This window comes from Nocardia pseudovaccinii NBRC 100343, from assembly GCF_001613225.1.
Taxonomy (GTDB): domain Bacteria; phylum Actinomycetota; class Actinomycetes; order Mycobacteriales; family Mycobacteriaceae; genus Nocardia; species Nocardia pseudovaccinii.
The window spans coordinates 17,773-31,896 of sequence record NZ_BDBY01000263.1; the positions used below are offsets into that span (position 1 = coordinate 17,773).

Here is a 14,124-nt window from a genome sequence, read left to right on the forward strand (position 1 = left end):
GTCAGGCGGCGGCCAGGGCTTCCATCGCCGCATCGGGATCGTCGACATCGACGACGAGACGGGTGAACCCGGGGCCTGCGAGGTCGATGAGAATGGCATGACCGTCGAATCTGGTGTCCCAGAACTCTTTTCGCCCCTTGCCGCGGTAGGTGCCCGCCGCGATCACACCGGGAAAGAAGGTGCCCGGTGCGCGGACCCACGGTGGGCGCAGATCGACCGGGGCGGGGGTCACCTCTTTGATATCGGCCAGATCGAAGGTCACGTGCTCGCGCAGGGCCAGCAGTCGGTGCCCGCCGAGCACATGAACCGTCACTTTGTCGTCCGTGACTTCGACTTCGACCATCGTGCACCTCGCTGAATTCAAGACCTCGTACGTGACCCAGGATCCGAGTCGCTCCTGTTCGCACCCTGTGTCGTTCCTGTGATTTCTCGAAGGCTTTGTCCGGTGTTACAAGTGCCGCATTCCTGTGCGAAATACTTGCCGAAACGTAGATATGCGCATTTGAACATGTAATTGCCACAGCCCCTGAGAGTCACCCGGACATAGGTCGAACCCAAAAGCAGCAAAGAGCGGGGGCCACTACGGATCACCGCGGCGATTACGAAATGCCGCCGGAGATGATCGTTGGCCGACCCGGCCTACGTACTTGAAACGGCCGGGTCAGCGGAACGACCTTCCCATGAGCCTCAGATGACCCGAACCGCTTGTTCCGCGATATCGAGCACACCGAGCAACCACGGCGTATAGCTCCCCGGATCGTCGGCGATCGCATCCCGCAGCGCCTCCGGTTGGATCCACGCGTAGTCGGCGACCTCCGCCGGATCCGGCCGCGGCGCCGCGGTCCGCAGGAACTCGGCATCGAGCCTTCCGATGAGCACATGGTCCCATTCGTGCTCCACCCGACCGGTCGCGGAATCCTGGGCGTGATACCGGAAGATTCCGACCTCGGTCAGCGCGGTGGCCAACCCCAACTCCTCGGCCAACCGGACCGCGGCGGCCGCCACCACCGGCTCATCCGGCGCGGGATGACCGCAGGCAGTATTGGCCCAGAGCAGCGGAAACCGCGTCTTCACCGCGGCACGCTGCTGCAAAAGCACCCGGCCCGCATCGTCGTACAGCAGCACCGAGAACGCGCGGTGCAGCAGCCCGGGCGCGGTATGCGCCTGTGCTACCGGGCACGCACCGACCGCGCGCCCCGCCGCGTCGACCAACTCGACGGGCAGGGCCTCGCGGTCGGTAATCGGCTTCGCCAGCGTCTCGGTCATGCCTGCGCCTCGCTGGCGCTCGGCTCCGCAGTGACCGATGGTGCTGTGCCCATGATTCGCTCGCTACGCTCGCTCATGCCTGCGCCTCGCTGGCGCTCGGCTCCACCGCGACCGATGGTGCTGTGCCTATGGATGGCTCGCTACGCTCGCTCATCGCCCCACCTTATCGGCGGCGATCAGCAGGTATTGGAAGCTGCCCTCCTTGTAGGCGGTCAGGAACGGCTTCTCCACGCCCGTCGCCAGCTCGGATTCGGTGCGCAGCTCCCAATAGGGAATCGTGGCGGCGGTCAGATCGATGACGTTGACCGGGACCAGATTGTTGTCGGCCAAGGCCCGGAAATACTCGCTGCGCGGATGGATCATGCAGCCGTAATGGGCGTCGATCCAGCTGACCGAGGCCGAACGTCCGCCGTTGACGTCATTGGAGCAGCCGGTGATGCAGACGTAGCGACCGCCGGGTTCGAGCAGCCGGGCGAACTCTTCGAACAGCTCGCCGAGATCCACATACATGGTGGTTTCGTTGGTCCAGATGCCGCGCCTGGATCCGGTGTCGAAACCGGTTTCGAGCATATTCCGGAAATGAAAGCGCACCTTGTCCGCGACACCACGATGGGCGGCCTGATCATTGGCGAAGCCGACCTGGTATTCGGAAATGGTGACGCCGTCGACCTGACAGCCGAAGCGCTGATTGGCCATAAAACTGGTACCGCCGCGGCCGGAGCCGCCGTCCATCAGCCGATCGCCCGGCCGGATATCACCGAGGTGGTCCAGCAGCAGCGATGCCTGTGCGGTCTCCAGGCGGTGCAGTTCTTTGACGATCCGTTCCTCGCGAGAATCCGCAGGCCCGGCCAGCGCCGCCTGATCGGGTTCGCCGATGCCGTAGTGGTGGTGGAACAGCCCGTCGACCTCACCGAGTCTGGTATTGACCCGGTCGTCGTTCGGGTTGTTGTTCCAGTACTCGGCAACGGCCTTCTGGTAGCTGGTGCGCAGGACGGACCCCGTGTCGGGATTGAGCATGGTCATGCCTGATCATCCTCTCGTGTTGCGGTACTACTGATTACGTTGCGGTACTGGCTAATTCGACTCGTTGTAGCGCTTGCTCGCGGCGTGCCAGGCGCGGTTGCCGCCCATCCACGCCCAGAGTCCGCCGAGGAACCGGCGCAGTTCGGCCGATCCCACGGCGGCCAGCGGACCGGCCTCCTGTTCGAATCGGTGCACCAACTCGTCGTGCACGACGGCGGTGCGCAGCACCGCCTCGCGCCGGGAGCAGCGCTCCTCCGCGGCCAAGACCGTCGGCAGGTTGAATTCCCTACCGTCCGAACGGTCTTCGCGCGCCATCGAATACAGGTCGTTCACCATCTGGCTGGCGAGTGCGGCCGTGGTGACGACCCGGCGCACTCGCGGATCGGTGTACTCGGCGGCCTGGAGCTCATAGCCGCCGACCACATCGATCGGCGCCATACATGGCAGGAAACTGTGCGGCTGCCGATTGGTGAGGTACTCCCACACCGGTGGCATCCGGTGTGCGGACCGCCAGCCGGCTTCCGCGCCGAGCGCGATGAACCATCCAGCGATCTCGGTACGCAATCGAGCCAGCTGTGCCGGGGTCGCATACCGGGACAGATGCTCGAAGGACGTACGGAACGCGCGCAGGATCGGATCGGCCTGTAGCGCCCGCTCCAGCTGTGGCTGGTAGCGAGCCGGGAGGTGGACGGGATCCATTGCGGCGGCCGCCAATTCGAGTCGGGGGCCGAGTTCGGCCTCCGCACTGGACGGCGTGCCGTCGGGTGCGGTCTCATCGGCTCCTTCCTCGCAGTAGTAATCGTCGACCGACCATTCCGAGACCGCGCACTTCGCGGCGGCGAGCAGCCGGTCCGCATCGTTGCTGTCCGGATGGGCGAGCATGATCAATCGGCCGAAGTCGGCATCGCGCAGTTCGTCCAGGCGCCCGGCGTAGAGACCGATATCCCGCGCCCAGTCGATGAGCCCGTCGTTGACCAATTGGGCCAACGCCGGGTCATCACGCAACGGCGGTGGACAGTACAGCGGTGGAATCGGTGCCGCGGTGCCTTGCAGGTAGGCGGATGCGGTACCTAATCCAGTGGGGCCGAAGGGAATTCGACTCCGATCGGTTTTCGGTTCGGTCGCGGCCGATCCTGCCGACGCGGCCCCCTGCGCCACGCCGACAGCGATCGTTGTGGCGTCGAACGCCACTGGTGGCGGCTGGAGACCAGCCGCCCGGATAGTAGGTGTGCGTGCGGGGTCGGGTACCTCAATAGTAGGTAATCCCGCTTGGGTGGTGGTGGACGTCGGAAGTAGGAGTGCAGCCGCACCCAGGCCGCTTGGTCCGAGCAGGCTGCGCGGAACAATCGCCTCAGGTCGGGTAGGTCGGTCCAGTTCTGACGAATCAGCTTCCACCACCTGGGTTTCGGATGATTCGGGTATTGCTGTGCATTCGGGTAATTCCGTACTTTCCGGTATATCGGTGTTTTCAGGTGGAGCCGAGGTTGCCGGTTCCGGAACCTCCAGCGGGAGTGTGGGTGGAGCGGTGGTTTCGAGGTTGGACAGCAGTGCCGCGACAGCGGCGGCCACCTCGTGGGTGGCGGGAGGTGCCGAGGCGCGGGAGAGCACCGACATCGGTCATCACCCCGGTCAGTCCGCCTGCCGGGCGACCAGGACGTTGTCGAGCACGCCCAGTGCGTCCGGCACCAGCACGGCCGCCGAGTAGTAGCAGCTGACCAGGTAGGAGATGATCGACTGGTCGTCGATGCCCTTGAAGCGGACGTTCAGGCTCGGCTCGTACTCGTCCGGGATGCCGGTCTGGTGCAGGCCGATGACGCCCTGATCCTTCTCGCCGGTACGCATGGCGAGAATCGAGGTGGTCTGGGTGTCGCTGACGGGGATCTTGCTGCACGGGTAGATCGGGACGCCGCGCCAGGCGAACACGCGGTGTCCGTCCACCTCGACCGGATCCGGATACAGGCCGCGCTTACTACATTCACGACCGAATGCGGCGATCGCTTTCGGATGTGCCAGAAACAGTTTCGTGCTGCGCCGCATGCTCAAGAGCTCATCCATATCGTCCGGCGTCGGTGCACCGGACTCACTGTAGATGCGCTGTTTCAGGTCGCAATTGTGCAGCAATCCGAAATCGGGATTGTTGACCAGATCGCTTTCACGCCGCTCGTAGAGCGCCTCGATGGTGAGCCGGAGCTGCTGTTCGACCTGGTTCATCGGATCGTTGAACAGGTCGGCGACGCGGGTATGCACCCGCAGCACGCTCTGGGCCAGGCTGAGCTCGTATTCACGCGGGGCGTCGTCGAGGTCGACGAAGGTGCCGGTCAGCAACGGCTCACCGAAGTGGCCCGAGGAGATCTCGATATTCGCCTCGCCCTTGGTATTCTGCGGGCGCGCCGGAGCGTCGGCGACACGGGACAATTGCTCGCGGAGCGCCGGGGTGTACTCCAGCATTTCTTCGAGCGTTTGCCGGGACAGCACCAGTATGGTGGTCGGGGTGACGGTCTTGACCGTCACCGGCCAAATACCGGACCCGTCGATGAGGGTTTCATCGCCGAAGAAATCACCGCCGCCCAGCATGCCGAGCTTGGTTTGCTCGCCGAATTCTCCAGTGCCGATCTTGCTGAGTTTGCCGTGCACGATCAGCATGACCTGATTCATCGGGTTGCCGAATTCGGCGACCACCGTGCCGGGTTCGAGGTCGCGCTGCTCGAAACGCTGGGCGAGCGCTCGCAGCACCTCTTCGTCGTCGAAGTCCCGCAATTGCGGAAGTTCGGTGAGTTCCATCGGGATCACTCTGGCTTGCGAGCCGTCGATGACGAACTCGACCTCGCCGTTGCCGACGGTGTGGGTCAGTCGTCGGTTCACACGATAAATACCACCGTTGACCTGCGTCCACGGCAGCGTGCGGGTGAGCCAGCGCGATGTGATGCCCTGCATCTGCGGCTCGGACTTGGTGGTGTGCGCGAGCTGGTGGGCGGCGCCGGTGCTGAGGCTTTTGCGCCCGTTGGTTTCTGTTTGGACTGGCATTTCGATGGTCATGCGTGGTCCTCACCTGAGATGGTCACCGAGACGGTCGATTGTGCTGTACTGGTGGTTCGACGGCTTTCGAATTCGGCGGTGGTGCACAACAATTCGACAGGCGGCAGGCCTGCTGGGGTATGGCGGCGTGGTTGCCGAGAGAAGTGGCCGACCCAAGGCATGCAGACGGTGACCGATTCTCCCGTGCGAATTGGCTTACGCGACATTGCGTTCCGAACGGCTTCGATCCTAAACCGCGAAAGATGCTGTGCGCACACGAATCTCGAGAATGACGCCACGAGAATGCTGGTCTGTTTTTCGGATGGTTACGACATGACCTCGATGCGGATAACTGCCGATAACGGCCCGGCGCGAATCGATGCGCACCGGGCAAGGCCGTACGGTCGGTATCTTTTGCGCACCGCCGCCGCGAACATCCCGCATCATCGGTCCGACCTGGCATGGATCCCGTCACAGCTCCGCCTCGCTGGCGCTCGGCTCCGCTGCGACGGATCGTGCTGTGTTTGATGGTGCCCTCGCTGCGCTCGGTCACGTCCGACCCATAATGGATACACGGTGTGGGAAGCTCGTCTGAGCACATCGGGGTGTGTGATGCGGGTCACTTTGCAGGGTAGGGCCAGGAGCGATCGTGAAGTTGAATGTGGAAAGTGTGGTCGGGTCGGTGCAGCGGTTGATGGCAACGGCCCAGAACGGCCTCGAGGTCATCCGCTTCGGCGGGTTGACCCACGATGTCGAGTCCTCGCCGTTCGAGGTCGTCGAACGGCGCAGAATGTATCGACTGCGCCATTACTTCCCCGACGATGTGACGCCGGGTCGCCCGGTCGCGGTCCTGGTACCGCCGCTGATGGTCAATGCCGATATCTGGGATGTGAACGCCGACGACGGCGCGGTCGGCATTCTGCACCGCGGCGGAATCGATTGCTGGGTGGTCGATTTCGGTTCGCCCGCCAGCGAGGAGGGTGGCTGGGAACGGGATCTGGCCGACCACGTACTCGCGGTCAACAGCGCCATCGATACGGTCTGCGACGCGACCGGCGCCAATGTGCACCTGATGGGGTACTCGCAGGGCGGCATGTTCGCCTATCAGACCACGGCCTACCGCTTCGGCAAGGGCGTGGAGAGCATCGTGACCTTCGGCAGCCCGGTGGATGTGGTCGCGGGCATGCCGTTCGGACTGCCCTACGGCATGGTCTCCGACGTCGCGGAGTTCCTGGCCGACCATGTGGTAACCCGTCTGCCCATCACCGATTCCATGGTCCGGCTCGGCTTCCAGATGCTCGACCCGATGAAGACCGCCAAATCGCGCATCGACTTCCTGCGCCAGCTGCACGACCGAGAGGCATTGCTGCCCAAGGAGCGTCAGCGCCGGTTCCTCAATGACGACGGTTGGGTCGGCTACGCCGGTCCGGCGGCGGCGGACCTGCTCAAGCAGTTCGTCGTGCACAACCGATTGATGCTCGGTGGCTTCGTGATCCGGGACCAGCCGATTTCGCTGGCCGAGCTGAAGTGCCCGATCCTGGCCTTCGTCGGCGAGGTCGACGATATCGGCCAGCCCGCCGCGGTGCGCGGCATCGTGCGGGCCGCACCCAATGCCGAGGTGTATGAAGCCAGTCTGGTGGCAGGACATTTCGGCCTCGTCGCGGGCAGCATGGCGACCAGGCATACCTGGCCGCTGGTGCGTCAGTGGATCGATTGGATGGACGGCGATCAGCCGCTGCCCCCGGAGATCGCGCCGATGACCGACCATGTGGCGACCAGTCGGCCGAATTCGGCGGCCACCCGGGTCGTGCACACCGCGGCCACCCTGGCCGAGGCGGGCGCGGGCGTCGGCAAGGCGCTGGAGGGCATTGCGGGCAATACCGTGCGCGGTTCGATCGAACTCGCCGGTGAGGCCGCGCGCGCGCTGCCGCGGCTGGTTCGGCTCGGCATGATCCAGCCGCATACCCGTATCTCGTTGGGCCGCTTGGTCGCCGAGCAGGCACGCCGCGCGCCGCTGCGCGATCTGTTCCTCTTCGACGATCGCGTACACACCAATGCCGCCGTGGACGCGCGCATCGATAATGTCGTGCGCGGGCTCGTCTCCGTCGGCATCCGCCCGGCCATGCGCGTCGGCGTGGTGATGGAGACCCGGCCGAGCGCGCTGGCCACCGTCGCCGCGCTCTCCCGTATCGGCGCGGTGTCCGTATTGCTCGCCCCCGGTAGCGAGTTGGATCGGGCCATCGAACTCACCGGCATCAAGGCCCTGGTCTCGGATCCGGAGAATCTGCGTGCGGCGGCGGCAACCGGTACCCGGGTCCTGGTGCTCGGCGGCGGTAGCACGCGCACTCTCGATATTCCATTGAGCGATGACGTGATCGACCTGGAACAGATCGATCCCACGCAGGTCGAGCTGCCCGCTTGGTATCGCCCGGATCCGGGCCTGGCGCGCGAATTGGCCTTCGTGCTCGTCACCGGCACCGGCGACCGCCTGGAGACCAAGTACATCACCAACCACCGCTGGGCGCTGTCCGCCTTCGGCACCGCGACCTCGGCCGATCTGGATCGCAAGGACACTGTCTACTGCCTTGCGCCGCTGCATCATTCGTCCGGTCTGCTGGTGAGCCTGGGCGGCGCGATCGCGGGCGGCAGCCGGATCGCACTGGCCAGGTCGCTGGATCCGATCCGGTTCGGCGAGGAGGTGCACCGCTACGGCGTAACCGTGGTCACCTACACCTGGACGATGCTGCGCGACATCCTCGATGCCGAGGTCTTCCCGGCCGGACAGTATTTACCCACCCCGTCGGCTCCGCCGACTGCCACCCCCGCTTGGCATCCGATCCGTCTGTTCATCGGCTCGGGCATGCCCGCGGGCCTGTGGCGACGCACCACCGAACAGTTCGCGCCCGCGCGGGTACTCGAGTTCTACGCCTCCATCGAGGGCGATGTGGTGCTGGCCAATGTGACCGGTGTGAAGGCGGGCTGCAAGGGCCGCCCCGTGCCGGGCACCGCGAAGGTGGAGCTGGTCGCCTACGACCCGGTCACCGAGCAGATCCGTACCGACAGGTCCGGCTTCGCGCGCCGTTGCGCGGATAACGAAGTCGGGCTGTTGATCGGCAAGGCGACCGAGGGCATCGACCTCTCCGATGGCGGCCTGCGCGGCGTATTCACGGCGGGCGATGCGTGGATGCCGACGGAAAATCTCTTCCGCCGTGACAGCGACGGCGACTACTGGCTGGTGGATCGCACGGATACGGTGATCCACACCGAACGCGGCCCGGTCTTCACCCAGCCCATCGTCGACATGCTCAACGACATCACCGCCGTCGATATGGAGGTCGCCTACGCACTACCTGTCGGCGACCATGCGCTGGCGGTGGCGGCGGTCAGCGTCCGCAAGGGCTTCCGGCTGGAACCCAAGGATGTGACCGAGGCGGTGCGCGCACTCGATCCGGACCAGCGGCCCGACATCGTGTACGTCGTCGACACGATTCCGCGCAGCTCCTCCTACCGCCCGTCGACGCGGGCCGTGCAGGCCGCGGGTCGTCCGCAGCCGGGGCCCGATACCTGGTGGTACAACCGGGAATCCGAGGCCTACGAAATCCGCACCGAGGACGAAGCCGGAACCATCTTCGGCGAATAGGCCCGCGCCCCGTCGTTCCGATTTCGGTCGGAACGGCGGGGTAGCGTGGATGCCAGGTGCGCGGCCACAACGGAGGTTTCGAGATGTCGTGGAAGGTCAAACTGGGCGTCGGCATATTGGCGCTGTTGGGCGCGCTGATGGTGATCGGGTTCGTGAAGAGCCTGGTGCTGTCCCTGGTACCTCTGGCGATCCTGCTGTTGGCCGGTTACGGCGTGTTCCGGCTCTACATCGGTAGTCGCGGCAAAGCCACCGAGACCGAGGCGCCGCAGCTGGCCGCCACCCCACCGCCCGCGCTCCCGGCCCGTCCCACGAAGGATGCGGCGACCAGACTTCGCGAGATCCGCGAGGAGGCCGCCCGTCAGCAGGGGCAGCCGTAGGCGGGTACGCTTGCCGCGCCGGATCGTGTTGGCGAGTCGGTTGATTCATTACCCAGAGGGCGGTGCCTCGCGCGGGCTGCCCGGCGCATCCGGGTGGCGTGGTTGCCATGTCGACAACTGTTCAGGGGTGCTGTGAGACCGAGCCTTATCTACCGCAACGGAACCATCTACGAGCTGTTGATGCGTGGGCTGTATGGGCGGCACTACCCCGCTCGGTATCGCGCGATCGCCGAACTCGTGCCCGATGGCGCCAGCGTGGTCGACCTGTGCTGTGGACCCGCGACGCTGTACACCCGCTACCTGCGCGATCGGTCCATCGAATACACCGGCCTCGACCTCAACGGCCGATTCATCGCCAGGCTGGCACGGGCGGGTGGACGCGGCGTGGTGTGGAACTTGCGTTCCGATACCCCGCTGCCCGAGGCCGATTACGTCATCATGCAGTCGAGCCTGTATCACTTTCTGCCCGAGCCCGCTCCGGTCATCGATCGGATGCTGGCCGCGGCGGGAAAGCAGGTGATCATCGCGGAGCCGATTCGCAATCTGGCCACCAGTGACAATCGGGTGCTCGCCGCGATCGGGCAGCGGTTCACCGATGCGGGCGACGGCGCCCAGGCGCGCCGGTTCAGCGAGGCGACTCTGGACGCGTTCTTCCGCGGTTACGAGCCGCGCGTGGTGCAGCGGTCGCTGATCGCCGGTGGCCGGGAGAAGCTGTTCGTACTCACCGCGTGAGGCGGGTCCGGCTCTTGCCTAAACGGTGTACGCGGTGACGGCGTCGATGACCCTGGTGATCTGATCTTCGGTGAGGTCGGGCCAAAGTGGCAGGCGCACAACGGTTCCCGAGAATTCGGCGCTGCGCGCACAAGGCTTCGGGGTGCGGCCCAGCTTGAGTCCGGCTGGGCTGGAATCCAGCGGAACGTAGTGGAACGGCGCCGAGATACCGCGTGCGGCCAGATGTGCGATCAGATCATCGCGCTGCCGCTCGGTAGGTGTGCGCAGGTAGTACAGATGCGCGGTATGTGTCCGGTCCTGGGGCACCGCCATGAGCCGGACTTCGTTGCGGCGGGCCCAGTCCGGCAGCGCGGCGGCGTATGCGTCCCAAACCCGGTGCCGTCCGGTCTGAATCGTCTCGAATTCGTCCAGCTGCGCGTCCAGCACCGCCGCGTTGAGCTCGCTGGGCAGATAGCTGGAGCCGATATCCTGCCAGGAGTACTTGTCCACCGCGCCGCGCAGGAAACGGGCTCGGTCGGTGCCCTTCTCGCGGATGATCTCGGCGCGCGACATCAGGATCTCGTCGGTGAGCAGTAGCGCACCGCCCTCGCCGCAATGCACGTTCTTGGTGTCGTGGAAGCTGAGCGTGCCGAGGGTGCCGAGGGTGCCGAGTGGGCGATCGCGCCAACGGCCGCCCAGGCCGTGTGCGTTGTCCTCCACGATGGCGATGCCGTGCGCATCGGCGAGTGCGAGCAGCCCGGCCATATCGGCGGCCACCCCGCCGTAGTGGATGACCACAACGGCCTTGGTTCGCTCGGTGAGCACCGCGGCGACCGACTCGGGATCCAAATTGCCCGTTTCCGGGTCGATATCGGCGAAGACGCAGGTCGCGCCGCGCAGTGCCATGGCCGTCGCGGTCGAGGTGAACGCGAAACTCGGCACGATCACCTCATCGTCGGGGCCGAGCTCGAGCAGCAGACCCGCCATCTCCAGTGCGGAGGTGCAGGAGGTGGTCAGCAGCGCGTGCGGCGCCTCGGTGATGGTCTTCAGCTTCGCGGTGGCCGAGGCGGTGAACCGCCCGTCGCCGTGACTGTGGTCGGAGGCGAGAACGGCCTCCAGATTGGCCAGTTCACGGCGGGCCCGGAACGGGCGGCTGAAGATGACGCGGTCAGTGCTCAACCCGGTCGTTCCCCCTGCTGGCGGTGGTCGTGGTCATTTCCCGGTTATCCGCCGGGCGCGGCGTCGGCGAACCGACGGTCAGATACAGCGGCTTGCCGACGAGGATATGCAAAGCCACACCGAGGTATTCGGCGATGAGTCCCAGCGAGAACAAGATCGTCCCCGAACATAACAGCAGCACGACGATCATCGAGGCCCAGCCCTCGGGCGCCCAATTGTCGGCGGTGAGCGCCTCGTATACGACGAACGCGGCCATCACGCCACCGGCCAGCGCGAGGGTGACCCCGAGCAGGCTGACCAGCCGCAGGCCCCGGGTTCCGCTGCACAACACCATCTTCCAGAACAGCGAGAAAAGACGGCGGTAGTTGTAGCCGGATTCCTCACGGCCCTCGGCGCGCAAGGTCACCGGCACCTGGGCGACGCTGCCGACCACCCAGGTCAGCGCGACATCGAGATAGGCGCCGTTGGAGGCGACCTCGGCGAGCTGGCGGCCGATATCGCCGCGGATGAGCCGGTAGCTTTCGAATCGGGTGGAGTCCGGGAACGCGAAGATCGTCGCGAGCACCACCTTCGCGCCGCGCGAGGTGATATTGCGCAGGAATCCGTGCGGGCGGGTGTTGGTCGGCTTCGAATAGACCAGGTCGGCGCGCTCGGTCAGGGCAGCGTCCAGGAATGCGCCGATGAAGGCGGGATCGTGCTGGCCGTCCTCGTCCATGGTGACGATCCAGTCGCCCTGGGCGGCCGACATTCCGGCGATGGTCGCGGCGTCCTGCCCGAAGTTGCGGCTGAGCCAGACGATGCGGACCTCCGGATAGGTCTGCTCCAGTTCCTGCAGCACCACATCGGAGCGGTCGGGACCGTGGTCGTGCACCAGGATGATCTCGCCGACCGTGAAGGCGACGCCGCCGGGCGTGTCGGTGGGATCGGTCAGCCGGTGCAGTTCTTCGACAAGTCCGCCGATGGTTTCTTCGCCCCGATAGATCGGCACCACGACCGACACCGCGTGCGGCTGGTCGGCGCCCGGCCGAGCGGGGCGTCCGTTGGTCGCACCCGCGGGCGAGCCGTTGGGGTGGGCGGTGGGAATCGGCATCAGCTGGATCGACTTTCGATGACGGTGCGTGCCGGTAATCTCCGCTGGACAGCAGAGCCCGAGCCGCCGTGAACTTTAACACGGTACGCATACGGCATTCCGGAGCAGCTCATCGCACCATCATGGTGGTGTCGGCGCTTCGATGCCAAGCTCGACTGTGCGCTGTAGGGTTTGGAACTCGTGACGGTTGGTGCAGTGACGGAGGCGAAAAGCGCAGGATCCGACGCCCGCGACAGCGAGCCCGATTCGCGCCGGGAGGTGTACCGATGGGGTGCCCTCTGCACGCTCGGTGTCATCGCGGGATACCTGGCGGTACTGCTGGCCAATGCGCGGCACTTCTACACCGACGACACCGAATCCCAGTACACCGGACTCTGGGTGGGACTGGGACGCGCGCTGCGCGACGGCACCTTCCCGGTGCTGGTGCCCGAGCGCTGGATGTCGGGCAACAACACGATGGATGATGCTGGCCTGTTCAACCCGCCGCAGCTGCTGATCGATCTGATCGCGCCGTCGGTCGACAACATGGCGGTGTACGCGACCGTCGTCAAACTGATCTTCGCGATCATCGCCGCGCTCGGTGTCTACCGGATCTGCCTGGTGTACGGCGCGCGGCCGGTGTGGTCCGCGGTCGCGGGTGTCGCGTTCCCGCTGTCGGGTTTCTTCCTGTTCTTCGATGAGGCCAGTTGGATGACCGCGCTGACCGGCACCGCATGGCTGGTCCATGCCTGGGCGTCGTCGGTGCGCTACACCCGCGGTCTGGGCGGGCCGATTCCCGTCTTCATCTACCTCTACCTGGCCATCTCCACGCAGTACATCTTCCCGGCCGTCGAGGCAGCGCTGATGCTGCTCGCCGTCGCGGTGGGCGAACTCGTCTATCAACGCAAATGGCAGCCGGTGGCGCGGTTGACCGTCGCCGCGACGGGTGCCGGTCTGGCCGGATTGCTGACCTTTCTGCCGAGCATGCTGTCGGCGAAGGTGACCTGGCGCGGCACCATGGAGATCAATAACGACCAGTTCTTGACGGTGCCGTGGTCGGAATCGCTGAATGCCAGTCTGCCGAGCACATTGCCCGCGTTCACCTCCTGGTGGGGCTATATCCAGCCGATGCCGGTCACCTATATCGCCTGGTTCCTTATTCCGGCGTTGGCATTCATCGATTGGCGGCGCGCCCGCGAATCCTGGCGCGAGCTCAGCGGGGTCGCACTGTTCGCGGTCATCATGCTGATGTGGAGTGCCGGACCGGGTTCGATCGGTCCGCTGCGCTGGCCGGTGCGGGTGCTGCCGATGCTGGCGCTCGGCCTGCTCGTGCTGGTCTGTGTGCTACTCGGGCGCTACGCCACCCTCCGTAATCTGAAGAGTCGCGGCGTCGCGGCCGCCCTGCTGATCGGTCTGCTGTGGGTGCGGTCCTTTTCCGCGGATCCGCACAATGTGGTCCGGCACGTACTGTCGGCCGCCGCGATCGGCGCGCTCGTCGCCGGGGTGGTCTGGCTGGGACGTAACCGGAGTCTGGCCACCGCGGGGGTGCTGACCATCGTCGCGATGTTCCCGATCGCGTTCTACCAGGTCAACGCCGCGCAGCCGACGCCGATGACATGGCATCTGCCGACCAACAGGTCCGAGGCGCAGGCCGCGTTCCCGGACTTTCCCGGTACCACGATCCAACTCGGCGAGCGCGGGCTGCTGCAGCGCGACGATATGAGGCTCGACGGCGCCTACGGATCCCTGGTCTTCGGCAACTACGCGAAATCGCTCGAGCTGACCTATGTCAATGGCTACACCCCGACCGGTCACTTCTATTTCGGCGAACTGCTGTGCATGCG

The 14,124-nt window shown here is 65.6% G+C and carries 11 protein-coding genes; 4 read left to right on the forward strand and 7 right to left on the reverse strand.

Annotation, left to right across the window (positions count from 1 at the left end):
• Position 1: 1 nt before the first annotated feature.
• From NP3_RS32710 to NP3_RS32730, 5 genes are all read right to left on the reverse strand, one after another.
• Positions 2-343: a hypothetical protein gene (locus NP3_RS32710; RefSeq protein WP_040689289.1), complete on the reverse strand. Its 342-nt coding sequence runs from the start codon at positions 341-343 to the stop codon at positions 2-4.
• Between the two features lie 344 nt (positions 344-687).
• A complete protein-coding gene (idi, locus tag NP3_RS32715; RefSeq protein ID WP_063045606.1) occupies positions 688-1,266 on the reverse strand; it encodes an isopentenyl-diphosphate Delta-isomerase in 579 nt (192 codons plus the stop codon).
• A gap of 150 nt (positions 1,267-1,416) precedes the next feature.
• Positions 1,417-2,289: a geranyl diphosphate 2-C-methyltransferase gene (locus tag NP3_RS32720; protein WP_063045607.1), complete on the reverse strand. Its 873-nt coding sequence runs from the start codon at positions 2,287-2,289 to the stop codon at positions 1,417-1,419.
• 51 nt (positions 2,290-2,340) lie between these two features.
• Complete coding sequence (locus NP3_RS51220; RefSeq protein WP_084509320.1) at positions 2,341-3,903, reverse strand: family 2 encapsulin nanocompartment cargo protein terpene cyclase; 1,563 nt, start codon at positions 3,901-3,903, stop codon at positions 2,341-2,343.
• A 15-nt stretch (positions 3,904-3,918) separates the two neighbouring features.
• Positions 3,919-5,325: a family 2B encapsulin nanocompartment shell protein gene (locus tag NP3_RS32730; protein ID WP_063045608.1), complete on the reverse strand. Its 1,407-nt coding sequence runs from the start codon at positions 5,323-5,325 to the stop codon at positions 3,919-3,921.
• 628 nt (positions 5,326-5,953) lie between these two features.
• Between NP3_RS32730 and NP3_RS32735 the strand changes: the two genes are divergently transcribed.
• The 3 genes from NP3_RS32735 to NP3_RS32745 all read left to right on the forward strand — a co-directional run bounded on the left by NP3_RS32735 (position 5,954) and on the right by NP3_RS32745 (position 10,053).
• The gene (locus tag NP3_RS32735) at positions 5,954-8,944 is read left to right on the forward strand and encodes an acyl-CoA synthetase (RefSeq protein WP_084509322.1); all 2,991 of its coding nucleotides are present in this window, start codon (positions 5,954-5,956) and stop codon (positions 8,942-8,944) included.
• Between the two features lie 83 nt (positions 8,945-9,027).
• Positions 9,028-9,321: a hypothetical protein gene (locus NP3_RS32740; RefSeq protein WP_157124714.1), complete on the forward strand. Its 294-nt coding sequence runs from the start codon at positions 9,028-9,030 to the stop codon at positions 9,319-9,321.
• A gap of 132 nt (positions 9,322-9,453) precedes the next feature.
• Entirely contained in the window at positions 9,454-10,053 is a 600-nt protein-coding gene (locus NP3_RS32745; RefSeq protein ID WP_084509324.1) for a class I SAM-dependent methyltransferase, read from the forward strand.
• Between the two features lie 18 nt (positions 10,054-10,071).
• Here NP3_RS32745 and rffA read toward each other — a convergent pair whose 3' ends face one another.
• Both rffA and NP3_RS32755 read right to left on the reverse strand, forming a co-directional pair.
• Positions 10,072-11,211, reverse strand: coding sequence for a dTDP-4-amino-4,6-dideoxygalactose transaminase (gene rffA, locus NP3_RS32750; RefSeq protein ID WP_063045610.1), 1,140 nt, complete (start codon positions 11,209-11,211; stop codon positions 10,072-10,074).
• Positions 11,201-12,301: a glycosyltransferase family 2 protein gene (locus NP3_RS32755; protein ID WP_084509326.1), complete on the reverse strand. Its 1,101-nt coding sequence runs from the start codon at positions 12,299-12,301 to the stop codon at positions 11,201-11,203. The genes rffA and NP3_RS32755 overlap by 11 nt, the downstream gene beginning before the upstream one ends.
• 258 nt (positions 12,302-12,559) lie before the next feature.
• Between NP3_RS32755 and NP3_RS32760 the strand changes: the two genes are divergently transcribed.
• Positions 12,560-14,124, forward strand: a 1,565-nt coding sequence (locus NP3_RS32760; RefSeq protein ID WP_063045615.1) for a hypothetical protein, incomplete at its 3' end; no start/stop codon positions are given.

Excerpts from the sequence above, each read along its gene's own strand:
- NP3_RS32740 (WP_157124714.1), top strand. The coding sequence starts at position 9,028 with ATGTCGTGGAAGGTCAAACTGGGCGTCGGCATATTGGCGCTGTTGGGC.
- NP3_RS51220 (WP_084509320.1), bottom strand. The coding sequence starts at position 3,903 with ATGTCGGTGCTCTCCCGCGCCTCGGCACCTCCCGCCACCCACGAGGTG.
- NP3_RS32755 (WP_084509326.1), bottom strand. The coding sequence starts at position 12,301 with ATGCCGATTCCCACCGCCCACCCCAACGGCTCGCCCGCGGGTGCGACC.
- NP3_RS32730 (WP_063045608.1), bottom strand. The coding sequence starts at position 5,325 with ATGACCATCGAAATGCCAGTCCAAACAGAAACCAACGGGCGCAAAAGC.
- idi (WP_063045606.1), bottom strand. The coding sequence starts at position 1,266 with ATGACCGAGACGCTGGCGAAGCCGATTACCGACCGCGAGGCCCTGCCC.
- NP3_RS32720 (WP_063045607.1), bottom strand. The coding sequence starts at position 2,289 with ATGACCATGCTCAATCCCGACACGGGGTCCGTCCTGCGCACCAGCTAC.
- NP3_RS32710 (WP_040689289.1), bottom strand. The coding sequence starts at position 343 with ATGGTCGAAGTCGAAGTCACGGACGACAAAGTGACGGTTCATGTGCTC.